21 protein-coding genes are annotated in these 21,459 nt (G+C 75.2%); 8 read left to right on the top strand and 13 right to left on the bottom strand.

The features are described from left to right. Position 1: 1 nt before the first annotated feature. The 13 genes from ABT299_RS42975 to ABT299_RS42915 form a co-directional block, all read right to left on the bottom strand. Entirely contained in the window at positions 2-1,171 is a 1,170-nt protein-coding gene (locus tag ABT299_RS42975) for an LLM class flavin-dependent oxidoreductase (RefSeq protein ID WP_500254285.1), read from the bottom strand. Beyond that, positions 1,168-2,268 carry an LLM class flavin-dependent oxidoreductase gene (locus ABT299_RS42970; RefSeq protein ID WP_500254284.1) on the bottom strand — a complete coding sequence of 367 codons (1,101 nt, stop codon included), beginning with the start codon at positions 2,266-2,268 and terminating at the stop codon, positions 1,168-1,170. The genes ABT299_RS42975 and ABT299_RS42970 overlap by 4 nt, the downstream gene beginning before the upstream one ends. Beyond that, a complete protein-coding gene (locus tag ABT299_RS42965) occupies positions 2,265-3,461 on the bottom strand; it encodes an LLM class flavin-dependent oxidoreductase (protein ID WP_500254283.1) in 1,197 nt (398 codons plus the stop codon). The genes ABT299_RS42970 and ABT299_RS42965 overlap by 4 nt, the downstream gene beginning before the upstream one ends. Then, positions 3,458-4,819, bottom strand: a complete 1,362-nt coding sequence (locus tag ABT299_RS42960) for an NtaA/DmoA family FMN-dependent monooxygenase (protein ID WP_387032241.1) — start codon at positions 4,817-4,819, stop codon at positions 3,458-3,460. The genes ABT299_RS42965 and ABT299_RS42960 overlap by 4 nt, the downstream gene beginning before the upstream one ends. Further along, positions 4,819-5,364 carry an NADPH-dependent FMN reductase gene (locus ABT299_RS42955; RefSeq protein WP_500254282.1) on the bottom strand — a complete coding sequence of 182 codons (546 nt, stop codon included), beginning with the start codon at positions 5,362-5,364 and terminating at the stop codon, positions 4,819-4,821. The genes ABT299_RS42960 and ABT299_RS42955 overlap by 1 nt, the downstream gene beginning before the upstream one ends. Then, the gene (locus tag ABT299_RS42950) at positions 5,361-6,218 is read right to left on the bottom strand and encodes a DUF1684 domain-containing protein (protein WP_500254281.1); all 858 of its coding nucleotides are present in this window, start codon (positions 6,216-6,218) and stop codon (positions 5,361-5,363) included. Before ABT299_RS42950 ends, ABT299_RS42955 begins: the two co-directional genes overlap by 4 nt. Next, positions 6,215-7,894 carry a dipeptide ABC transporter ATP-binding protein gene (locus ABT299_RS42945; RefSeq protein ID WP_500254280.1) on the bottom strand — a complete coding sequence of 560 codons (1,680 nt, stop codon included), beginning with the start codon at positions 7,892-7,894 and terminating at the stop codon, positions 6,215-6,217. The genes ABT299_RS42950 and ABT299_RS42945 overlap by 4 nt, the downstream gene beginning before the upstream one ends. Continuing rightward, positions 7,891-8,799 (bottom strand): ABC transporter permease, encoded by a 909-nt coding sequence (locus ABT299_RS42940; protein ID WP_387032235.1) that lies wholly within the window; start codon positions 8,797-8,799, stop codon positions 7,891-7,893. Before ABT299_RS42940 ends, ABT299_RS42945 begins: the two co-directional genes overlap by 4 nt. Next, a complete protein-coding gene (locus ABT299_RS42935) occupies positions 8,796-9,755 on the bottom strand; it encodes an ABC transporter permease (protein ID WP_433146478.1) in 960 nt (319 codons plus the stop codon). Before ABT299_RS42935 ends, ABT299_RS42940 begins: the two co-directional genes overlap by 4 nt. 2 nt (positions 9,756-9,757) lie before the next feature. After that, on the bottom strand, positions 9,758-11,329 hold the full coding sequence (locus ABT299_RS42930; RefSeq protein ID WP_500254279.1) for an ABC transporter substrate-binding protein: 1,572 nt from the start codon (positions 11,327-11,329) through the stop codon (positions 9,758-9,760). A 127-nt stretch (positions 11,330-11,456) separates the two neighbouring features. Continuing rightward, positions 11,457-11,972 (bottom strand): flavin reductase family protein, encoded by a 516-nt coding sequence (locus ABT299_RS42925; RefSeq protein ID WP_241755456.1) that lies wholly within the window; start codon positions 11,970-11,972, stop codon positions 11,457-11,459. 13 nt (positions 11,973-11,985) lie between these two features. Further along, on the bottom strand, positions 11,986-13,191 hold the full coding sequence (locus tag ABT299_RS42920; protein WP_500254297.1) for an acyl-CoA dehydrogenase family protein: 1,206 nt from the start codon (positions 13,189-13,191) through the stop codon (positions 11,986-11,988). 103 nt (positions 13,192-13,294) lie between these two features. Continuing rightward, positions 13,295-14,086 carry an IclR family transcriptional regulator gene (locus tag ABT299_RS42915; RefSeq protein WP_500254278.1) on the bottom strand — a complete coding sequence of 264 codons (792 nt, stop codon included), beginning with the start codon at positions 14,084-14,086 and terminating at the stop codon, positions 13,295-13,297. A 59-nt stretch (positions 14,087-14,145) separates the two neighbouring features. Here ABT299_RS42915 and ABT299_RS42910 point away from each other — a divergent pair, with 59 nt between their 5' ends. The 8 genes from ABT299_RS42910 (at position 14,146) to ABT299_RS42875 (ending at position 21,311) form a co-directional block, all read left to right on the top strand. Then, entirely contained in the window at positions 14,146-15,162 is a 1,017-nt protein-coding gene (locus tag ABT299_RS42910) for an ABC transporter substrate-binding protein (RefSeq protein ID WP_190855604.1), read from the top strand. Further along, positions 15,159-16,163: an NrtA/SsuA/CpmA family ABC transporter substrate-binding protein gene (locus tag ABT299_RS42905; RefSeq protein ID WP_387032222.1), complete on the top strand. Its 1,005-nt coding sequence runs from the start codon at positions 15,159-15,161 to the stop codon at positions 16,161-16,163. Before ABT299_RS42910 ends, ABT299_RS42905 begins: the two co-directional genes overlap by 4 nt. Continuing rightward, complete coding sequence (locus ABT299_RS42900; RefSeq protein ID WP_500254277.1) at positions 16,160-17,071, top strand: ABC transporter permease; 912 nt, start codon at positions 16,160-16,162, stop codon at positions 17,069-17,071. Before ABT299_RS42905 ends, ABT299_RS42900 begins: the two co-directional genes overlap by 4 nt. Further along, positions 17,068-17,925, top strand: a complete 858-nt coding sequence (locus ABT299_RS42895) for an ABC transporter ATP-binding protein (RefSeq protein WP_500254276.1) — start codon at positions 17,068-17,070, stop codon at positions 17,923-17,925. Before ABT299_RS42900 ends, ABT299_RS42895 begins: the two co-directional genes overlap by 4 nt. After that, positions 17,922-18,770 carry an LLM class flavin-dependent oxidoreductase gene (locus ABT299_RS42890; RefSeq protein ID WP_500254275.1) on the top strand — a complete coding sequence of 283 codons (849 nt, stop codon included), beginning with the start codon at positions 17,922-17,924 and terminating at the stop codon, positions 18,768-18,770. Before ABT299_RS42895 ends, ABT299_RS42890 begins: the two co-directional genes overlap by 4 nt. Beyond that, positions 18,760-19,872 carry an LLM class flavin-dependent oxidoreductase gene (locus ABT299_RS42885; protein ID WP_387032213.1) on the top strand — a complete coding sequence of 371 codons (1,113 nt, stop codon included), beginning with the start codon at positions 18,760-18,762 and terminating at the stop codon, positions 19,870-19,872. Before ABT299_RS42890 ends, ABT299_RS42885 begins: the two co-directional genes overlap by 11 nt. Continuing rightward, a complete protein-coding gene (locus tag ABT299_RS42880; protein ID WP_500254274.1) occupies positions 19,869-20,783 on the top strand; it encodes an ABC transporter substrate-binding protein in 915 nt (304 codons plus the stop codon). Before ABT299_RS42885 ends, ABT299_RS42880 begins: the two co-directional genes overlap by 4 nt. Before the next feature lie 93 nt (positions 20,784-20,876). Further along, the gene (locus ABT299_RS42875) at positions 20,877-21,311 is read left to right on the top strand and encodes a Fur family transcriptional regulator (RefSeq protein WP_500254273.1); all 435 of its coding nucleotides are present in this window, start codon (positions 20,877-20,879) and stop codon (positions 21,309-21,311) included. Positions 21,312-21,459: the final 148 nt, after the last annotated feature.

Raw genomic sequence — 21,459 nt, 5'->3', positions numbered from 1 at the left:
GTCATCGGCGGGCCTGGCGCGGGACGGTGACCGGGGGCGCCGTGACCGGGGGCGCCGCGCGGTCCCAGGCCGCGGCGAGCAGCTCGTAGGAGCGGACGCGGTCGGCGTGGTCGTGGGTGATCGTCGTGATGAGCAGCTCGTCGGCGCCGGTGACGCGCTGGAGGGTCGCGAGGCCGTCCACGACCGTGCCGGGCGCCCCGGCGAACTGGGTGTCGACGCGGTCGGCGACCAGGTCGAGGTCCTCGGGCCGCCACTCGTGCGCGGCGGCCTGCGCCGGGGTGGGGAACGGGATCGCCGCGAGCCGGGACCGGATGCTGTGCACCCACAGCGCGTACGGCGACGCCAGCTCCCGGGCCTGCTCGTCGGTCGGCGCCACCACCGCGTCGGCGGACACGATGACGTACGGCTCGTCCAGCACGTCCGACGGCCGGAACGCGGCCCGGTACGCCTCGACGGCCTCCAGCACGTTGGACGGGCTGACGTGGTAGTTCGCCGCGAACGGCAGCCCGCGCTCGCCCGCGACGCGGGCGCTCTCGCCGCCGCTGCTGCCGAGGATCCACAGGGCGAGGTCGGCGCCCTCGCCGGGGGTGGCGTGCGCCTCCTGGCCGTCCCTGGCGTAGGTGCCGGCGATCAGCGCGGCGATGTCGTCGACGACGCCGGCGAAGCCGGGGGACTCGGCGCCCGGCTGCTGGAGCAGCGCGCCGTGCAGCCCGAACGCGGCGGACGCGGCGAGCCGGGTGAAGTCGAACGGCGCGGGGATGAGCAGCCCGTCCACCACCTCGGCCCCGCGGGCGGGCTTCGGAGGCGCCGCGGGCCGGGCGGCGGCCTCGGCGCGGCGCTGCCCCGAGCGGCCGAGCCCGAGGTCGATGCGGCCGGGGTGCAGCGCGTCGATCGTGCCGAACTGCTCGACGATGGACAGCGGCGTCCAGTGCCCGGTCTGCACCGCGCCGGAGCCGACGCGGATCCGGGACGTGGCCGCCGCGACCGCCTCGATGAGGACCTGCGGCGCGGCGCTGGCGACGCCGGGCGCGAGGTGGTGCTCGGCGAGCCAGTAGCGGCGGTAGCCGGCGGCCTCGGTGCGGCGCGCCAGGTCGAGGGTGTTGCGGAGGGCGTCGCGCGCGGTGCCGCCGGCGGGGATGGGCGCGAGGTCGAGGACGGAGAGGGGGGTCACGGGCGGCTCCCTGCGGCGGTCGTGGCGGGCGCGTTCGGGGCGGGCGGGATCGGTGCGGGCGGGAACGGCCGGCTCGGGATCTCCCTGCGCAGGACGGGCGCGACGTCGCTCTGGAACAGCTCCAGGGACGCGCGGTGCAGGTCCTCGGGGAGCCCGTCGGGGTCGGCCTGGACGTGCATGACCTCGTGCCCGAGCCGGTCGTGGTAGCGGTGGACCTTGTCGATGATCTGCTGGGGGCTGCCGATGAGCGCGGAGCCGCGCGCGACGGCGTCCTCGATCGAGTCGAAGACGGGCGTGACGCCGTTGCGGCGGAACAGCGCCTGCCGCGCCTCGAACACCGGCCGGTACACCTCGATGGCGTCCTGGGACCTCGGCGCGACGTAGAGCCCGGCCGTCCCGGCGCCGACCAGGGCGTCGGCGGGGTCGTGGCCGTGGTGCGCCCACCGCTCCCGGTAGTGGGAGACCAGCTCGGCGTACGGTTCGACGGGGTTGGTGACGTTCGCGGAGAACAGCGGGTCGCCGTAGCGGGCGGCCAGCTCGACCGACTCCTTGCTGGTGGCGCTGCCGTGCCAGACGCGGACGGGGCGCTGGAGCGGCCGGGGCAGCACCTCGGCGTTGTCCAGCGGCGGGCGGTGCCGGCCCCGCCAGGTGACGGTGTCCTCCCGCCACAGCCGGCGGAACAGCTCGTAGCCTTCGCGGTTGCGGTCCCACTGGTCCTCGGCGGTGACGTCGAACAGCGCGGCCTGCGCGGTGCCGTTGCCCTTGCCGATGATCAGTTCGAGGCGCCCGCCGGACAGGTGGTCGAGCGTGGCGTAGTCCTCGTAGGCGCGGACGGGGTCGAGGAGGCTGAGCGTGGTGACGGCCGTGAACAGCCGGATCGTGGAGGTCCGGGCGGCGATGTGGCTGAGCACGACGGGCGGCGACGACGACAGGAACGGCCGCTCGTGCCGTTCGCCGACGCCGAAGCCGTCGAAGCCGAGCCGTTCGGCGAGGACGGCGTGCTCGACGACGTCGCGGAGCCGTTCGGTGACGGGTTTCAGCGCGCCCGTGCGGGGGTCGGGCGCGTGCACGATGAGGGTGATCGCGAGGAACTTCATGCGGTCGCGTACCGGTTGGCGGGACGGGACAGGCCGAGGTGGCCGCGGAGCGTCGCCGCGTCGTACGCGGTCCGGAACGCGCCGCGCCCTTGCAGGACCGGGACGAGCCCCCTGGTGATCCCCTCCAGGTCGAGGGGGAGGACGCCGGGCCGCAGCCGGAACCCGTCGAGGCCCGCGTCGCGCCAGTCGAGCAGCAGGTCGGCCAGCTCGCCGGGGGTGCCGGCGAAGATCTCGGCGTCGGAGGCGAGGGCGGCGCCGTCGAGCTCGTCCAGGCGGGCCTTGCGGGCGAACGCCGCGCCGGGCGCCTCGTCGAGGAACACGACCAGGTCGGCGAAGACCTTGAGGGGTTCGCCGGCCCGGCCGACCGTCCGTTCCGCCTCGCGGACCTGGGCGATGATGGTGACGGCGTCCGGCCGGGAGTGCGGCGTGACGTAGACGACGTCGGCGCTCCGCGCGGCGAACTCGTAGGGGCCGACGTCGTGCGCGAGGGCGGTGACGAGCGGCTGGCCCTGCGGCGGGCGCGGGGTGATCGAGGGGCCGCGGACGCTGAAGTGGGGGCCCTCGAAGTCGATGTAGTGCAGCTTGTCGCGGTCCAGGAAGCGGCCGGTCGCGGCGTCGCGGATCTCCGCGTCGTCCTCCCAGCTGTCCCAGAGCCGCCGCACCACCTCGACGAAGTCGGCGGCCTCCCCGAACAGCTCGGCGCTGAACGCCGCCCCGTCCGGGGTCGCGAACCAGGGCAGGTCGAACTCGGGGAACGTCCGGCGGCCGAAGTGGGCGGCGTCGGAGAGCCGCGCGCCCGCGACCTGCGGCCGCCAGCCCGCGCGCCCCCGGCTCGCGTAGTCCAGCGACGCGATGCCGATGGACACGTGGAACGGCTCGGTGTGCGTGGTGATCGTCGTCGGGACGAGCCCGATCCGCGACGTGGCGGGCGCGAGCAGCGCGGCCGTCAGCACCGCGTCGAGACGGCCCCTGACCTGGTCGGTCCGGTCGTCGGGCGCGGTCGGGTCGGACGACTGGAGGCCGAGCGAGTCCTCGATGGTGAGGAAGTCGAGCAGCCCGCGCTCGGCCTCGGCGGCCAGGTCCGTCCAGTAGCGGGCGGTGAACAGCGCGCCGGGGCGGGCGGCGGGGTCGCGCCAGGCGGCGGGGTGCCAGCCGGCGTCGGTGAGCGCGGCGGACAGGTGCAGGCCGGTCACGACGCCTCCCTTCCGGATCGGGTCGAGTGGACGCCCGGGACCCGCAGACCGAGGTGGTCGCGCAGCGTGGGCCCGGTGTAGTCGGCGCGGAACACGCCCTTCTCCTGCAGCAGCGGGACGACGTGCTCCACCAGGTCGTCGAGGCCGCCCGGGGTCAGGTGCGGGACGAACACGAAGCCGTCGGCGGCGTCGGTCTGCACGAACTCGTCGATCCGGTCGGCGACCGTGCGGGCCGTGCCGACGAACGTCTGCCGCGCGGTGGCCTCGATGACCAGCTCGCGGATGCTGAGGCCGCGCTCGGCGGCCAGCTCCCGCCACCGCCGGACGGTCTCGGCGCGGTCACCGCGGAACTGCGCGCGGCCCTTCGAGACGCCCTCGCCGAGGTCGGGGTCGATGTCGGGGAGTGGGCCGTCGGGGTCGTAGGCCGACAGGTCCCGGCCCCAGTAGCCCTCCAGGAACGCGATGGCGTTCTGCGGGGAGACCTGCGCCCGGCGGATCTCGGCGGCGCGCTCGGCCGCGTCCTCTTCGGTGTCGCCGAGCACGTAGGTGACCGCCGGCATGATCTTCAGGTCGTCGGGGCGCCGCCCGTACCGGGGGAGGCGGCTCTTGACGTCCTTGTAGAAGGCCCGGCCGTCCTCCAGGGTGCCGTGCCGGCTGAAGATGACGTCGGCGTCGGCGGCGGCGAACTCGCGGCCCTCGTACGAGTCGCCCGCCTGGATGATCACCGGGTGGCCCTGCGGCGGGCGCGGCACGTTGAACCGGCCGGCGATGTCGAACTGCGGGCCGCGGTGCGCGAACGCGCCCGCGCCGGGGCGGGCGAACTCCCCCGCCGCCGGGTCGGCGACCAGGTCGCCGTCCGCCCAGGAGTCCCACAGCTCGCGGGCGGTGTGCAGGAACTCGGTGGCGCGGGCGTAGCGGTCGGCCTCGGCGAGGTACCCGCCGCGCCGGAAGTTCTCGCCGGTGAACGCGTCCCAGCTCGTCACGACGTTCCAGGCGGCGCGGCCCCCGCTGAGGTGGTCGACGGTGGCGAGCCGGCGCGCCACCTCGTAGGGCTCGTTGAAGGTCGAGTTGACGGTGGCGGCGAGGCCGAGCCGGGTGGTGACGGCCGCCAGCGCCGACAGGACGGTCAGCGACTCGGGCCGCCCCGCCACGTCGAGGTCGTGGATGCGCCCCTTCATCTCGCGCAGCCGCAGCCCCTCGGCGAGGAAGAAGAAGTCGAACTTGCCGCGTTCGGCGGTCTCGGCGAGGTGGACGAACGACCCGAAGTCGATCTGGCTGGCCGACCGGGGGTCCGACCAGACGGTGGTGTTGTTGACGCCCGGGAAGTGGGCCGCCAGGTGGATCTGCTTCACCGGCATCAGAGGGCCCCCGCGGTCGTGCTCGGGGGCGCCGTGATGCTCGCGAGGGCGGCGGACACCTGCGGGGCGACGAGGTCCGCCCAGGCGCCGAGCACCTCGGCGGCCTCCGGGACCTGCGCCTCCAGGAACGCCAGGCCGGGGGTCGGGACGGTCGCGCCCAGCTCCACCAGGAGCGGCCGCAGGTGCACCTCGACGGCCAGCGAGTGCTTCGGGTCGCCCATCACCAGCAGCGGCAGCGCGACCGTCGACGCCAGCGCGCCGCCGGGCAGCCGGTCGAGGAACGCCTTCAGCAGGCCGGTGTAGGTGGCCTTGTAGGTCGGGCTCGCGACGACCAGGACGTCCGCTCGCGCGACGCGGTCGAGCGCGTCCTGCACCTCGGGCGGCGGCGCGGCGCCGAGCAGCCCGGACGCGAGTTCCGAGAGGTCGACGACGTCCGGCTCTCCGGCGTGCCCGGCGCGTCCGGCGACCGCCTCGGCGGCCTGGAGCGCGATCTGCAGCGTCCGGGACTTCGGACGCGGGTTCCCGACGAGGACCAGGACGCTCACGACCGCTCCCCCTGTCCCGCGGCGCGCTCGTAGGGGATCTTCTCGCCCGCCTCCACCGCGACCGGCAGCCGGTTCTCGGCGGGCGGCAGCGGGCAGGTCGCGAACTCGGTGTACGCGCACGGCAGGTTGTGTGCGCGGTTGAAGTCGAGCGTCACCGTCCCGTCGGCGGCGGGCACGGTGACGGGCACGGTGACGGACAGCGCCCGGTTCGCGGCGTAGGTGGTGACGCCGGACGTCGCGTCGGTGAACAGGACGAGCAGCTCGCCGGGTCCCTTGCCGTTGAACGCGGTGAGCGCGAGGGACCGGCCGTCCAGCTCGAACTCGATCCTGCCCGGCGCGTCGTAGACGTGCTGGAGCCCTTCCACGGCGGCGCCGACGGTGGTCGGGCGCGGCGCGTCGAACGGGACGTAGCGGCCGGTCACCGCCCAGCGCGGGTCGGGCGGGAAGGCGGGGGTGCCGCGGAACGCGGTGCGCAGCGGATGGTCGGGGTGCCGGGGCCGGACGAGGTCGTTCCCGCCGCGCTTGGCCACCTCGATCGCCGCGTCCCCCCAGATCGCGGTGACGCCGCCGCGCTCGGGCAGCACGCCGAACCGGTGCTCGCCGCGCACGGTCTCGCCGTCCACGACCAGCTCCTCGCCGTCGCCGAGGACGACGGTCACGCCCTCGGGGCCGGTGCTCCAGGCGCCGGGCGCGCCGGGGAGGCGGCGCGGCTCCTCGTCCAGGAAGTGCAGGCCGGTGATCGCGAGGAAGCCGTGCGGGTCGGCGAGCAGCGCCTCCTGCGCGGCGTGCCAGGCGCGCCACTCCTCCGCGAACGCCTCCGCCGTGCCGGTGGTCGTCGTGGTCTGTACGGTCATGTCCGCTCCTCCAACAGCCGTGCGCCTGCGGCGCCGATGCGCGCGTCCCCGCCGGGAATGGCGGCGAGCAGTTCGCGGGTGTACTCGTGGGCCGGGTCGCCGAAGATGGTGCCGGTCGCGCCGGTCTCGACGATCCGTCCGGCCTTCATGACCGCGACCCGGTGCGCGATCTGCCGGACGACCGCGAGGTCGTGCGAGATGAACAGGTACGCCAGGCCCGTGCCGTCCTGCAGCTCGGCGAGCAGGTCGAGCACCTGCGCCTGGACCGACACGTCCAGCGCCGAGACGGGCTCGTCGCACACGACGAGGTCGGGTTCGAGGGCCAGCGCGCGGGCGATCGCGACCCGCTGCCGCTGCCCGCCCGACAGCTCGGCGGGGCGGCGCTCCAGCGTCGCGGCCGGGAGCGCGACGCGGTCGAGCAGTTCGCGGGCGCGGGCCGTGCGGGACGCCCGGTCCCCGACGCGGAACGCCCGCAGCGGCTCGGTGATCACCTCGCCGATCGAGAACCGCGGGTCGAGCGAGGCGTACGGGTTCTGGTAGACGAGCTGGGCCCGGCGCCGCAGCCGCCGCAGCGCCGCGCCCCCCGCGGCGGTGACGTCCTCGCCGTCGAACACGATCCGGCCGGACGTCGGCGGGACGAGCCGCAGGATCATCCGGGCCGTCGTGGACTTGCCCGAGCCCGACTCGCCGACCAGCGCGAGCGTCCGGCCCCGGTGCAGGGTGAGGCCGACGTCGTCGACGGCGCGGACGGTCCGGCCGCGCGGCAGCGGGAAGTCCTTGACGAGGTGCTCGGCGGTGACCAGCACCTCGCCGGACGCCTCCGGTTCGGCGGGCTCCTGCGGGAGCGCGTGCCGGGGGCGCGCGCGGACGGCGGTGAGGCTCGGCGCGCTGCGCAGCAGCCGGCGCGTGTAGGCGTCCTGCGGGTCCTCGATGATCCGCCGCGCCGGGCCCGACTCGACGACGCGGCCCTGCGACATGACGGCGATCCGCGCGGCCCGGTCGGCGGCCACGCCGAGGTCGTGGGTGACGAGGAGCACGGCGGTGCCGAGCTCCTCGGTCAGGTGCTGGAGGTGGTCGAGGATGCGGCGCTGCACGGTGACGTCGAGGGCGCTGGTCGGCTCGTCCGCGACGATCAGCCGCGGCCCGGCGGCGATCGCGACGGCGATCAGCGCGCGCTGCCGCATGCCGCCGGACAGCTCGTGCGGGTACTGCCGCGCCCGCACCTCCGGCTCCGGCATCCCGGCGCGCTCCAGCGCCTCGACCGCCGCCGCCGGCGCCGTCCGGCGGGTGGCGAGCCCGTGCAGCCGCAGCACCTCCGCGACCTGCTCGCCGATCCGCTTCACCGGGTTCAGCGCGACGCCCGGGTCCTGCGGGACGAGCCCGATCCGGGCGCCGCGCACGGTGCGCAGCTCCCGCTCGGACAGCGCCGCCAGGTCGCGTCCCGCGAACCGGACGGCCCCCGCGTCGAGGGACGCGTTCGGTGCGAGCAGCCGCAGCACGGCGTGCGCGGTGGTGCTCTTGCCCGAGCCCGACTCCCCCACCAGCGCGACGATCTCGCCCGGCCGGACGTCCAGGTCGGCGCCGCGCACGGCCTCCACCCGGCCCGTCCGGGTCCGGTACGAGACGGACAGGCCCGCCACCTCCAGCAGCGGGGCGGTCTCCTGCGGGCCGGTCACCGCCGCCCCCACTCGCCGTCGAGCGCCCGCGCGATCCGGTTCGTGGCGAGCACGGTCGCGGCGATCGTCAGGCCCGGCAGCGCGGTCATCCACCAGGCGTTCGCGAGGTAGTTGCGGCCGTCGGAGATCAGCGTCCCCCATTCGGGCGCGGGCGGCGCCGCGCCGTAGCCGAGGAAGCTCAGCGACGACACCGCGAGCACCGCCGTGCCGAAGTCGAGCGTCGCGAGCACCAGCACCGGCCCGATGGCGTTCGGCAGGACGTGCCGGCCGAGGATCGCGTACCAGCGCGTCCCGCAGGACCGGGCCGCCTCCACGAACACGGCCTGCCGGACCCGCAGCACCTCCGACCGCATCACCCGCGCGAACGTCGCGACGCTGGCGACGCCGACGGCGACCGCGACCTTCACCGTCCCGTAGCCGAGCGCGGTGACCAGCGCGAGCGACAGGAACAGCGCGGGGATCGACAGCAGCACGTCGACGAACCGCATCAGCGCGTCGTCGATCCAGCGGCCGGCGAACCCGGCGAGCAGGCCGAGCAGCCCGCCGGCGACGAACGACACCGCGACCGCGATGAGCGTCGCCTTGAGCGACAGCGCCGCGCCGTGCACGACCCGCGCGTACAGGTCGCGGCCCAGCTCGTCGGTGCCGAACCAGTGCGCCGCGCCGGGCGCCCGGAACGCCTGCGCCGGCACGCCGGTCAGCGGGTCCCGCGAGGTGAACAGGCCGGGCCAGAACGACGCCAGCACCACCGCCGCGATCACGAGGACGGACAGGACGAGCCCCGGCCGGCGCAGGAAGAACCGGACGGTGCGGGCGGTCCCGGCGCGGCGGCGCGGCGGCGGCTCGGGCTCGCGGGGCCCGTCCGGGACGTCGAGGACGCCGAGGGCGTCGAGGGTGCTGCTCATGCGGGGCTCCAGCGCCGGCCGCCCGCGGCGGAGATCCGCGGGTCCAGCAGCGGGTAGGCGAGGTCGACGATCAGGTTGACCAGGACGAAGACCAGCGACCCGAACACCACGACGCCCTGCACGAGCGGGATGTCCTGGGTGGTGACCGCGCCGGCGGTGACGCGGCCGAGGCCGTTGCGGGAGAACACCGTCTCGATCACCACGGAGTTGGCCATGAGCTGCCCGACGAGGACGCCGACGACCGTCAGCGCGGGCAGCGACGCGTTGCGCAGCGCGTGCCGCAGGTGGATGCGGGCCCGTCCGGCGCCCTTGGCGCGGGCGGTCTGGACGTACGGCTCGTCGAGGGTGGTCAGCAGGCTCTTGGCCAGCACCTGCGCCACGACCGCGCCGGTGGGGATCGCCAGCGTGACGGCGGGCAGGATCAGGCCGCGCAGCCCGCCGTTCCCGAACGCGGGGAGCAGCCGCGCCCGGAACGAGAAGATCTCGACGAGCATCAGCCCGGCCCAGAACGTCGGGACCGACACCCCGAGCGGCGGCAGCGAGAGCAGGAGCTGCCGCAGCCACCGCCGGGAGGTGTAGGTGGCGGCCAGCGCGAGGCCGCCGCCGAGCAGCACGGCGAGCGCGAGGGCGGCGGCCACGAGCTGGAGGGTGGACGGCAGCGCGTCGCCGATGACGGACGTCACCGGCCGCCCGCCGGACACCGAGTCGCCGAAGTCGCCGCGCAGTGCCCGGCCGAGGTAGTGGACGTACTGCACCGGGATCGGCTCGTCGAAGCCGTACTCGGCCCTCAGCCGGGCGATCCGCGCGGGGTCGACGCCCGCCTGGTCGGCGCCCGCCCCGGCCATCGCCGAGACGGGGTCGCCGGGCAGCAGGTCGAGGACCAGGAACGACACCGTGTAGGCCGCCCACAGCACCCCGGCCGCCTGGGCGAGGCGCAAGGCCGCGTAGCGCCGCATCGCTAACCGATCCAGGTGTCGTGGAGCTGGATGCGGCTCGACGCGTCGAACAGCAGGCCGTGGACCTTCTTCGCGACGCCCAGCTCGGTCTGGAGCTCGACGACGGGGATCGTGTAGGCGTGCTGGACGATCTGCCGCTGCGCCTGCGCCACCAGGTCGAGGCGCTTGGCCTGGTCGGGTTCGGCGGCCTGTCCGTCGAGGAGGGCGTCCAGGCCGGTGGCCGGCAGCTTGTACGGGTTGGCGAGCTTGGTGGAGAACGAGCTGCGGAGGATGTCGGGGTCGGCGCGGGTGATGTTGCCGAACAGCAGGTCGAAGTTGCCGGAGGTCTGGAGCTGCGCGAGCTGGGCGACGGGCTGCTCCTTGAGCGCGAGCTGCACGCCGATGGTCTTGAGCTGCTGCTGGAGCAGTTCGAGCGCCGGCTTGTTGGTGGCGGCGACGGGCGCCCAGGTGGCGGTGATGCTGAGCTTCTTGCCGCCCTTCTGCAGGAGGCCGTCGCCGCCGGGCGTCCAGCCGTCGGACTGGAGCAGGGCCTTCGCGCGCGCGGGGTCGTGCGCCAGTGCGGCGCCGACGTTGACGTAGCCGGGCGTGGTGTGGGCGAGGACGCTGGTGGCGGGGTGCGTGCCTGCGGGGAAGACGGTCTGGGCGACCTGCTGCCGGTCGACGCCCAGCGCGATCGCCTGCCGGACCTTCTCGTCGTTGAGCGGGGACCGGGTGTTGTTGGGGGTGAGGCCGAAGACGACGCCGGGATTGGCACGTGCCAGCAGCTGCACGCCGGACGCCTTGAGCGCCGCCTCGTCGGCCCGGCCGACGCTGCCGATGGCGTCGACTTGCCCGGACGTGAGCCCGCCGGTCCGCACGCCCGACTCGGGGAGGATCTTGAACACGACGCGGTCGAGGTAGGCGGTGCCCGGCTTCTTCCACAGCGACGAGCCCCACGCGTAGCCCTTGCGGGCGGCCAGCGTGATCGACTGGCTCGGCACGTACTTCTGGAGCGTGAACGGCCCGGACCCGACGATGCCCTCCGCGCACCGCTGCTGCGGCGTCCTGCGGACGCTGGCCTCGGCCTCGATGCCGAGCGAGTGCGTGGCGGTGGCCTGGAGGAACTGGGCGTTCGGCTGCTTGAACCGGACCTTGAAGGTGAGGTCGTCGACGACGTCGGTGCCCTGGTAGCCGCTGAGGTAGCCCTCCGCCAGCAGCGCGAGCGGGCCGAGCTTCGGGACGGCGTCGAAGTTGGCCTTGACGACCTTGGAGGTGAGCGGGGTCCCGTCGCTGAAGGTGACGCCGGGGCGCAGGTGGAAGGTGAACGTCCGGGCGTCGTCGCCGATGGTCCAGCTCTGGGCGAGCCAGGGCACGATCTTGCCGGTGGACGGGTCCTGGTCGGTGAGCGAGTCGACGAGCTGGCGCACCGAGTAGATGCTGTCGTTGCTGGCGACCTGCTGCGGGTCGGCGCAGCCCGCGTCCGATCCGACGGCGAAGGTCAGGGTGCCGCCGGTGCGGGGCGTCCCGGTGCCGCCGCCGGACGCGCCGCCGCCCGATCCGCACGCGGTCAGCGCCGCCAGTCCGGCCGCCAGCACGGCGGCGCTCCTCCAGGGGCCCGGCGTCGCATTCACGTGGATCTCTCCCATCACGGTCTGCTGATCACGGCCAACGTAAGCGGGCGATCATGTATCAGTCAATACCGACCAACAAAGTAGGAAATAGTCAGCCGAGCCGGCGGAAGGCGCTGGCGTGGAACACCAGCGGCGGGACGTCGGGGGCGGCGTCCAGGTCGTGCACGCGGAACACGACGATGTCGTGGTCGCCGGAGCGGACCCGCTGCTCGACCGTGCACTCGTACCAGGCGGACGCGCCCTCGACGAGCACGCCGCCGCCCGGCGTGGACCGCCACGCGACCCCGGCGAACCGGTCGCCGGTGCGGGCGCCGAGCCGCCGGCCGACGTCCTCCTGGTGCGCGCCGAGCACGCTGATCCCGATGCGGGGCAGCTCGCGCAGCAGCGGCCAGGTCGTGGACGTGTGCGCGACGCACACCGACACCAGGGGCGGGTCGAGGGACACGGGGACGAACGAGCTGGCGGCGATGCCGGCGGGCCGCCCGCCCGCCAGGCCCGCGACGACCGCGACGCCGGTCGGGTAGGCGCCGTAGACGCGGCGGAGGTTCAGGTCGAGCGCCGTCATCGCGCCGCCCGCCCGGCGGACGGTGGCGCGGCGGAGGGCCAAGGGGGCGTCAGGGTCACGGTGGGGCCTTCCTTTCGGGAGGGAACTCGCCGGTCAGGAACTCGCGGCCGACCTCGGCCTGCCGGTGGGCGACCGGGTCGTGCAGGGTCTTGGCGTAGCGCCAGAACCGGGCCAGGCCCGGACGCGCGCGGGCGGAGTCCGGCCCGGCCAGCTCGAACACGCGGGAGGCGACCGCCAGCGAGGCCTGGACGGCGGCGATCTTCGCGGTGGCGACCAGGACCGCCGTCTCGCAGTACCGCTCGTCCGGCTGGCCCGCGCTTTCCGCGCTCTGGGGCCGGGCGGCGGCGCCGTGCAGGTCCGGGGCCAGGTCGTCGGCGGCCCGGTCCGCCAGCGCGCGGGCCGCGCGCACCTGCGCCAGCAGGCCGCCGTAGGCGCCGGCGAGGTAGGCGTCGCCGCCGGTCCGCCGCGCCTGCCCGAGCGGCCACGGCCGCGACCGGGCGACGGCGTGCGCGCGCGCCGCGTCGAGCGCCCCTTCGGCGATGCCGAGGTAGAGCTGCGCGAACACCATCTGGATGGCGGGGGCCATCAGCGCGGTGGACGCCGGGCCGGGCCGTCCGATGACGTCGTGGTCGCCGACGATGGCGCCGGAGAAAAGGACCGTTCCGTTCGGCGCGCCGCCCGCGCCGCCCTCGGCGCGCGCGACGCCCGGCCCGGCCGGATCGACCAGCACCATCAGCGGTTCCCCGGTGTCGGCGCGGGTCGCGCCGACGGCGAGGCGGTCGGCGAGGACGGCGCCGGAGGTGATCGCCGTCGTGCCGTCCAGGGTGAAGCCGCCGTGCGGGCGCGGCGCCAGGGTGGGCGACGCGTCGCGCGGGTCGGGGGCGCCGCCCCACAGCTGGCAGGCGGCGGCCGCGACCGGCCAGACCCGCTCGCGGTCCGCTTCGGTGCCGTGGAGGGCGGGCGTCCAGGACAGCAGGTAGTGGTGCCCGAGGAGCAGCCCGAGGTCGCCGTTGGCGGCGGCGACCTCGCGGACGACCTGGAAGGCGGTGCGCCAGGTGGCTCCGCCGCCGCCGTGGCGGGCGGGGATCAGCAGCGTGAGCAGCCCGGCCTGCCGCAGGGCCTCGGCGCCGCGCGCCTGCGGGCGCCCGGCGTGGCGGCCGTCCGGGTCGTCCACGGCCGGGCCGGACGCGGTGGTCCGCGCCAGGGCGAGCCAGCCCGCGTGGTCGCGCGGGGGGACCCGCTGCGCGGGCTCGTCGCACATGGTGGTCACGGTCGTCTCCCAAGGGCCGGGATCGTCCCGGCGGACGCGGGGAGTGTAAGCACCCATCCGGCGAAAAAGCAACTAAAACAGTAGGAAATACATGTTATGGACGGGAGCCACTCTGGCCCGCCCAGCCCCGGCGGTCCTCCGGCGGCAGCAGGAGCACCTCCATCGCCCGCGCGCACGACTGCGCGTGCGCGAGGAACCACGGGACGCGCGCGTCCGTGAGGACCTCGGGCGTGGAGCGCAGCGCGAGCGCGTACCGGGCGTGGCCGGACCGGTCCAGCAGCGGGACGGCGAGGGTGCGCACGCCCTCGGCGGACTCGCCGTCGTTCATCGCGTGCCCCGCGGCGCGGACCCGCTCCACCTCCGCGCGCAGCTCGCCGACGTCCGCGATGGTTCGGCCGGTGAGCGGGCGCAGCGGCGCCAGTTCCGCGAGGTCGTCGGCGCCGGGCCGGGGCCAGGCGAGCAGCACCTTGCCGAGGGCGGTGGAGTGCAGCGGGCGGCGCAGCCCGACGCCGTCCTCGGTGCGCCGCACGGTGCCGCCGGCCAGCAGCACCGCGTGGTCGCCGCTGCGGATCGCGAGGTCGGCGGTCGTCCCGGTGACGCGGGCCAGGTGGTCGAGCTCGGGCGCGACCCGGTGCAGGCCCTGCCGGTGGAACGACAGCAGGCCCAGCTCGGTCACCGCGGGGCCGAGGCGGTAGCGGGCGGACGCGTCGCGGATGAGGAACTCCGCGCCCGCGAGGGTCTGCGCGAGCCGGTGCGCGGTCGAGGTGCTGAGGCCGAGCCGCCGGGCGATGCCGGACGCGGTGAGCGGCGGGGCGCCGTCGCGGAAGCAGAGCAGGACGTCCAGCGCGCGCCGCACGGCCTGCCCGCCGGGGGGAGGGTGTGCCATGTTTCCCACCTTATGGGATCCAGATTGAGTTGGTAGGGATTGTTGGTAATACTCCCGGCATGGCCGACACCCGTCCCGCGGACCTCTGGTTCACCCGCTGTCCCGTCCCCACCGCCACCGGCATCGCCGCAGACCAGGGCTGGCTCGCGGCGGAGTTCGCCGCCGACGGCATCGCCGTGCGCTCCCTCCAGGACGCGGGCGCCGGGCCCGACCGCGGCGAGCACTTCCGCCACCGGCTTCCCACGCTCGTCCGCGAGGGCGGCAACGTCCCCGCGCTGTGGGCCCGCTCCACCGGCGCGCCGACCCGCCTGGTCGGCCTCACCTGGTTCGAGGAGCGGCAGGTCGTGCTCGCCCGGCCGGGCGCCGGGCTGCACGGCCCGCACGACCTGAAGGGCCGCCGGCTCGCCGTGCCGCGCCGCGCCATCGAGATCGACTTCTGGCGGGCGATGGCGCTGCGCGGCTTCGACGGCGCGCTGCGCCAGGCCGGGCTCACCCTCGCCGACGCCGAGCTCGTCGAGCTCGACGGCGACGCCCTCCCCGGGCAGTGGGAGGCCGAGCTCGCCGCGCTGCGCGACGGCCGCGTCGACGCCGTCTACACCAAGGGCTCGGTGGCCGTGGAGACCGCCGCCCGCTACGGCGCGGAGGTCGCGATCGACCTCGACGCCCTGCCGGACCGCCGGTGGAGGGTCAACAACGGGACGCCCCGGCCCATCACCGTCGACCAGCGGCTCCTCGACGAGCACCCGGACCTCGTCGTCCGGTTCCTCGCCGTGCTGCTCGGCGCCGCCGACTGGGGCCGCGACCACCCCGGCGACCTCGCCCGCATCCTCGCGGACGAGACCGGGTCGGGCGCGGAGGGCGTCGCCCGCGCCTACGGCGACGGCTTCCACCGCGAGCTGCACGCCGCGCTCGACGCCGACCGCCTCGACCTGCTGGCCGACCAGGAGGAGTTCCTGCGCCGGCACGGCTTCCACGACGCCCCGGTGGACGTGTCCGCCTGGGCCGATCCCGCACCCCTCGCCGCCGCGCGCGACCTCGTCCCGCGGCTCGCCTTCGTCGCACAGGAGCATCCATGAAGCGCTTCCCCGCCCTCCCGGCCCTGGCCGCCGGCGCCCTCGCGGTCCTGCTCGCCGCCGCGGGCTGCGGCGGCTCGGACGACTCCGGCGCGTCCGGCGGCGGGACGGTCACCATCCGCGTCCCGGACCCGGGCAACTCCGGGGTGCTCGCCGCCGGGAAGAAGGACGGCAGCCTCGACAAGGCGCTGTCGGCGGTACACGCCAAGGTCAAGTGGACCGGGAGCGCCGGGCCGTTCGCGCCCGCCGCGCAGGAGCTGAACGCGGGCGAGCTGGACTTCGCGCAGGGCTCGATCACCTCCGCGATCGCCGCGCTCGCGCAGAAGCCCGGCTTCAAGCTGTTCGCGCAGATCGCCCCCGACAAGATCGGCGAGGGGATCCTGGTCCGCAAGGACTCCCCGATCCGCACGCCGCGCGACCTCGTCGGGAAGTCGGTCGCGGTCAACAAGGGCGGCACCGCCGAGTACCTGCTGCTCAAGGCGCTCGCCGCGTCCGGGATCAAGCCGGACCAGGTGAAGCGCGTCTACCTCAACCCCGCGCAGACCGCTCCCGTCTTCAACTCCGGGAAGGTCGACGCGTGGGCGGTGTGGGCGACGTACTCGCTCCCCGAGATGGCCTCGACCGGCGCGCACTTCCTGGTGAACGGCGGGCAGATCGGATCGCAGAACTACTCGGTGTGGGCCGTCCGGACGAAGCTCGCCGACGCGCACCCCGAGGTCGTCAAGGCGTTCTACCAGTACCTGCACGACCGCGGGCAGGACCAGATCAAGAACCCCGGCGCCTACGTCAACGTGTTCACCAAGGCCGGGCCGCAGGCCGTCAGCGGCGACGCGGAGCGGCTCACCGTGCAGAACCTCGCGCAGGGCGCGACCGCCCAGCCGATCGGCGCCGCCGACCTTGACGGCTTCGCGAGCGTCGCGCGGTTCTTCGCCGACCAGAAGATCACCCCCACGGCGGTGGACGTCAAGCCGTACGTGGTGGCGCTGCCCGGGAGCGGGACGTGACCGCCGCCTCCACGGAGGTCGGCCGCACCGAGGCCGACGGCGCGACCGGCGCCGAGACCGGCGGCACGGCGGTGGGCGGCGCGGAGGCCGGCGGCGCGCACCCCGGGCTCGTCGTCCCGCGCCCGCGCGTCCCGAGGCCGCGGCGCCGCGGCGTGACCGTCGCGCTGCGCACCCTCGGCCCGCTCGCGCTGCTCGGCGGCTGGTGGGTCGCGTCCGCGACCGGCGTCCTCAGCCCCGACGTGCTCGCCTCGCCCGCGACGGTCGCGGACGCCGCCCGCGAGCTGTGGTCCGACGGCCAGCTCACCGACGCGCTGCGGGTCTCGCTGACCCGCGCCGTCCTCGGCCTGGCGTTCGGCCTCGCCGCCGGGCTGCTGCTCGGCGTCGTCACCGGCTTCTCCCGCCTGGGCGAGGAGCTGCTGGACTCGCCGCTGCAACTGCTGCGAGCGCTGCCGTTCCTGTCGCTCGTCCCGCTGTTCATGGTGTGGTTCGGGATCGGCGAGTCGGCGCGGATCATCCTCATCGCCGTCGCCACCACGTTCCCGATGTACGTCTCGACCGCGGGCGGCGTCCGGAACGTGGACCGGCGGCTGCTGGAGGCGATGCGCACCTTCGGCCTCGGCGGATGGCGGCTCGTCCGCGAGGTCGTGCTGCCCGGCGCGCTGCCGTCGCTACTCGCCGGGTTCCGGCTGTCGATGACGCTCAGCGTGATCGCGCTGATCGCCGCCGAGGAGATCAACTCCACGTCCGGGATCGGCTACCTGATGACGCAGGCGCAGAGCTTCTCGCGCACCGACATCCTGTCGGTCTGCGTGCTGGTGTACGGGCTGCTCGGGCTGGCCGCCGACCTGCTGGCGCGCGGCGCCGAGCGGCTGCTGATGCCGTGGCGGGCGAAGGGGGCGGCGCGATGAGCGACACCGCGAGCACCGGCACGGCGAGCACGGGCACGGCGAGTACCGCTGTGCACCTGCGGGGCCTGCGCCGGGTCTTCGGGACCCGCGCCGTCCTGGACGGGGTGGACCTCGACATCGAACGCGGCGAGTTCGTCGCGCTCCTCGGCGCGAGCGGCACCGGCAAGACGACGCTGCTGCGCATCCTCGGCGCCCTCGACCGTCCGGACGGCGGCACCGTGCTGGTCCCCGAGGCCCGCACGATCGTGTTCCAGGAGCCGCGGCTGGTGCCGTCCAAGCGCGTCCTCGGCAACGTCGTCGTCGGGCTGCCGCGCGGCGCCGCCGTGCAGGAGCGGGGGCGGCGGGCGCTCGCGGAGGTCGGCCTCGCCGACCACTCCCGGGCGTGGCCGCACACGCTGTCCGGCGGCGAGGCACAGCGTGTCGCGCTGGCGCGCGCGCTGGTCCGCGAGCCGGAACTGCTGCTGCTGGACGAGCCGTTCGCCGCGCTCGACGCGCTGACCCGGCTGCGGATGCAGGACCTCGTCGGGGACCTCGTCCGCACGCACCGCCCGGCGGTGCTGCTGGTCACGCACGACGTGGACGAGGCGATCCGGCTGGCCGACCGGGTCGCGGTGCTGCGGGACGGCCGGCTCGTCACCGACGAGCGGGTGACGGCGCGGCGACCCCGCGACTCCGCCGATCCGGAGTTCACCGCGCTGCGCCGCCGCCTGCTGGCCGACCTCGGCGTCCGGCTCGGCGACCCCGGCCCCGAGCGCGCGGCCGCGCCCGAGCCCGCGCCCGAGCGCAAGCCCGAGGCCGCGCACGAGCCCGACAAGGAGAAGGCCGGACGGCCCTCGGAAGGAGCGATACGTTGACCCGCTTGCATGTCGTGGCGCCGACCCGCGCGCCCGGACGGGCGGTGCTGCCGGACTTCGTCACCGACGTGCGCCCGCGCGCCGTCGAGCCCGAGCACCGCGCGGTGGGCCGCGCCGCCGAGCTGGGCGGGCTGGACGGGGTGCTCGTCCCGTTCGATCCCGGTGGCCACGACCCGCTGGTCCTCGCGGCGGCGGTGCTGCGCGACACCCGGCACGTCCAGGTCGCGGCCGAGTTCCACCCGGCGATCGCGACGCCCGTCTACGCGGCGAAGCTGTCGGCGTCGTTGCAGCGCTACACCGGCGGGCGGCTCGCGTGGCGGCTCGCCGTCGACCTCGCGCCCGACGTCGCGCGCGCACACGGCGACTTCCTGGACGGCCCTGCCCGCTACGCCCGCGCCGACGAGTTCCTCACGATCGCGAAGGGCGTGTGGGGCGAGGGCCCGTACACCTTCGAGGGCGAGCACTTCCAGGTGCTGGACGGCGGCTTCCCCGGCTCGCGCGTCCCGCGCCCGTTCCCGCGCGTGTACCTGTCCGGGACGTCGCCCGAGGCCCTCGCGCTGTCCGCCAAGCACGCCGACGCGCACCTCATCGGCCCGGACGACGACCCCGGCCTCGTCCCCGACGGCGTCGACGCGGCGCTGCGGCTCCGCGCCGACGTCCGGGACGAGACGGCGCTCGCCGACGAGATCCTGCGCCGCGCCGGCGAGGGGATCGCCGAGTTCTTCGTGGAGTCGGCGGCACCCGCCCGTGACGCAGTGCCCGCCCGTGACGTGACGGGCGCCGCCTACTGGCTGGCGCAGCGCGTCCTGCCCCTGCTGCGTAAGGAGACCGAAGGTGTCGGTTGACATCTACTGGCGCATCGCGATGGAGGGCGACGCTCCCGCGCTGCGCCTCGGCGACATCACCCGCGGCGGCTTCGGCCCGTACCTGCCGGGCAGCCTCGGCCCCGGCCTGCGCGGCGGCGCGCCGGACGGCCACGGCCCGCTCGACTACATGGCGGAGGTGGCGCGGGCGACCGAGCGGTCCGGGTTCGTCGGCGGGCTGATGCCGTCGTTCCCCGAGACCGACGACCCGTGGGCGGCGGCCGCCGCGCTCGCCGGGGAGACCACCGCCTACCGGTTCATGATCGCGTTCCAGCCGGGGTTCCTGCACCCCGTCCAGGCCGCGCGGATGTCGGCGTCGCTGCAGGCCGCGACGGGCGGGCGCGTCGTCTACAACATCATCTCCGGGGGCGGCGGCCCGCAGCAGCTGTGGTGGGGCGACAAGGTCGCGCACGACGACCGGTACGCCCGCACGTCGGAGTTCCTCGACGTGCTCAAGGGCGTGTGGGACGGCCCGTTCGACCACGAGGGCCGCTTCTACCGGGTCGAGGGCGCGGCGCTGCCGCCGGAGCTGCGCGGGCAGCCGTTCCCCGAGATCTTCTTCTCCGGGTCGTCGCCCGCCGCGATCGCCGCCGCCGGCCGCCACGCCGACTACTACCTGTCCTGGCTGGAGCCGTTCGACGCGCTCGCCGCGAAGTTCGCGCTCGTCCGCGAGCACAGCGACACGCCCCCGAAGTTCGCGGTCCGCGTCGACGTCCTCGCGCGCGAGACCGAGGAGGAGGCGTGGGAGGAGCTGCGCCAGGGCTGGGCGCGGCTCGGCGAGGCGCCGCGCACCCCGGACGCGTCCGAGTCCGTCGGCTGGCAGCGGGGCCGCGCGTTCACCGCCGACGCGGGCTCCGACCTCCGCGACCTCGAAGTGCAGCCCAACGTGTGGGGCGGCTTCAACCGGCTCCGGCCGGGCCCGCTGTTCGGGCTCGTCGGCGACTACCACCAGGTCGCCGAGCGGCTCGACCAGCTCATCGACCTCGGCGTGGACGCCTTCATCCTCGCGGGCGTCCCGCACCTGGAGGAGGCCCAGCGTGTGGGCCGCCACGTCCTCCCCCTGCTGAAAGGAAAGATCGCATGACCCTGCGCGTCGGCTACTTCCCGCAGAACAACTCGCTGTGGGTGCTGCGGCACCGCGGCATCCTGGAGCGGTCCGTCCCGGACGTGGAGTGGGTGGACCTGCGGTCGCTGCCCGCCGGCGACCGGCCCGCGCCGACCGAGGGCCTCCCGTCCGGGCACGGCGACCACCTGTTCGACGGCGGCTACGACTTCATCGGCACCGGCTCCACGCCGCCCGTCACCGCGCAGGCGAAGGGGCACGACGTCGTCTACGTCGCGATCTCCGGGCCGCGGGTGGAGAACGGCCGGATCGTCGTCCCGGACGACTCGCCGATCGCGGGCCCCGCCGACCTCAAGGGCCGCCGCGTCGCGCTCGGGCACGGCTCCTGGCAGACCACCCTGCTGCTGCTCGCGCTGGAGAAGGCGGGCCTGAGCTGGAGCGACATCGAGCCCGTGGACGCCTACGGCAACGCGGCCGAGCTGTTCCTGAACGGCGACGTCGACGCCTGGGTCGGGTCCTACCCCTACCTCACCGACGTGGAGAAGCGGCGTCCCGTCCGGACGGTCATCGAGACGCCCGGCCTGTTCAGCCACCGCTCGCTGTGGTTCACCAGCCGGGCGTTCGCGACGGAGCGGCGCGACGAGCTGGCCGCGATCGTCGCCGCGCTGAAGGAGTCGGACGCCTGGATCGAGGCGAACCCGCGCGAGGCCGCGAAGCTGTTCGCCGCCGACGACGGCGGCGACCTCGACGCGTGGGAGCACGCGCTGCGCACCCGCCCGTGGGGGCTGAACCCGGTGGACGAGGGCTTCGTCGCCGAGCAGCAGCACGCCGCCGACCTCTTCCACGCCAACGGCCTGATCCCGCGCCCGGTCTCCGTCGCCGACGCGGTCCTGCCGGAGGTCAACGCCCTGGTCTCCGCGCCCGCGTCCTGATCCGCGCGCGCGGCGCCCTTCCCAACGGAGGTACAGAGTTGTAGCGTTTACTGTTTTGAATCGTTCGTGATTCGTTAAGGTAATCTGGGGTCCATGTGCGCATCGCAGACCCCGACCACCGCCGAGGAACTGCGCGGTGCCGGCCTGCGGGTGACCGCCGCCCGCGTCGCGCTGCTGGAGACCGTCCGGGAGGGCGACCACCTCGACGTCGAGGGGATCGCCGCCGGAGTCCGCGACCGCGTCGGCCACATCTCGCTGCAGGCCGTCTACGAGGCCGTCCACGCCCTCACCAAGGCCGGGCTGGTGCGCCGCATCGAGCCCGCCGGGAGCCCCGCCCGCTTCGAGGGACGCGTCGGCGACAACCACCACCACCTGGTGTGCCGTAGCTGCGGCGCCGTCAAGGACGTCGACTGCGCCGTGGGCCACCCGCCCTGCCTGGACCCGGTCGACGACGCCGGCTACCTCATCGACGAGGCCGACGTCACGTTCTGGGGCCTGTGCCCGCAATGCCGCGAGCAGGCCGGCTGACCGCAGAACCTTCCACCGGCACGCGACGGCCGGGGGCCGGCGGGGCGGCGCCGCGGCCCCCGGCCGAGCGGGGCGGCCCCGCGGACTCAGGAAAAAACAGGATGAACCACAAATAAAACCACACCCCCCCATAGCACACCAACAAGAC

Origin of the sequence: Spirillospora sp. NPDC000708, assembly GCF_040299565.1 — a bacterium.
Classification (GTDB): Bacteria; Actinomycetota; Actinomycetes; order Streptosporangiales; family Streptosporangiaceae; genus Spirillospora.
The sequence above is the reverse complement of the archived record's forward strand: the minus strand, read 5'-3'. Positions and strand labels throughout refer to the sequence as shown.

Excerpts from the sequence above, each read along its gene's own strand:
- ABT299_RS42935 (WP_433146478.1), bottom strand. The coding sequence starts at position 9,755 with ATGCGGCGCTACGCGGCCTTGCGCCTCGCCCAGGCGGCCGGGGTGCTG.
- ABT299_RS42915 (WP_500254278.1), bottom strand. The coding sequence starts at position 14,086 with ATGGCACACCCTCCCCCCGGCGGGCAGGCCGTGCGGCGCGCGCTGGAC.
- ABT299_RS42950 (WP_500254281.1), bottom strand. The coding sequence starts at position 6,218 with ATGACCGTACAGACCACGACGACCACCGGCACGGCGGAGGCGTTCGCG.
- ABT299_RS42960 (WP_387032241.1), bottom strand. The coding sequence starts at position 4,819 with ATGCCGGTGAAGCAGATCCACCTGGCGGCCCACTTCCCGGGCGTCAAC.
- ABT299_RS42970 (WP_500254284.1), bottom strand. The coding sequence starts at position 2,268 with ATGAAGTTCCTCGCGATCACCCTCATCGTGCACGCGCCCGACCCCCGC.
- ABT299_RS42880 (WP_500254274.1), top strand. The coding sequence starts at position 19,869 with ATGACCCTGCGCGTCGGCTACTTCCCGCAGAACAACTCGCTGTGGGTG.
- ABT299_RS42910 (WP_190855604.1), top strand. The coding sequence starts at position 14,146 with ATGGCCGACACCCGTCCCGCGGACCTCTGGTTCACCCGCTGTCCCGTC.
- ABT299_RS42875 (WP_500254273.1), top strand. The coding sequence starts at position 20,877 with ATGTGCGCATCGCAGACCCCGACCACCGCCGAGGAACTGCGCGGTGCC.
- ABT299_RS42905 (WP_387032222.1), top strand. The coding sequence starts at position 15,159 with ATGAAGCGCTTCCCCGCCCTCCCGGCCCTGGCCGCCGGCGCCCTCGCG.
- ABT299_RS42920 (WP_500254297.1), bottom strand. The coding sequence starts at position 13,191 with ATGTGCGACGAGCCCGCGCAGCGGGTCCCCCCGCGCGACCACGCGGGC.
- ABT299_RS42895 (WP_500254276.1), top strand. The coding sequence starts at position 17,068 with ATGAGCGACACCGCGAGCACCGGCACGGCGAGCACGGGCACGGCGAGT.
- ABT299_RS42940 (WP_387032235.1), bottom strand. The coding sequence starts at position 8,799 with ATGAGCAGCACCCTCGACGCCCTCGGCGTCCTCGACGTCCCGGACGGG.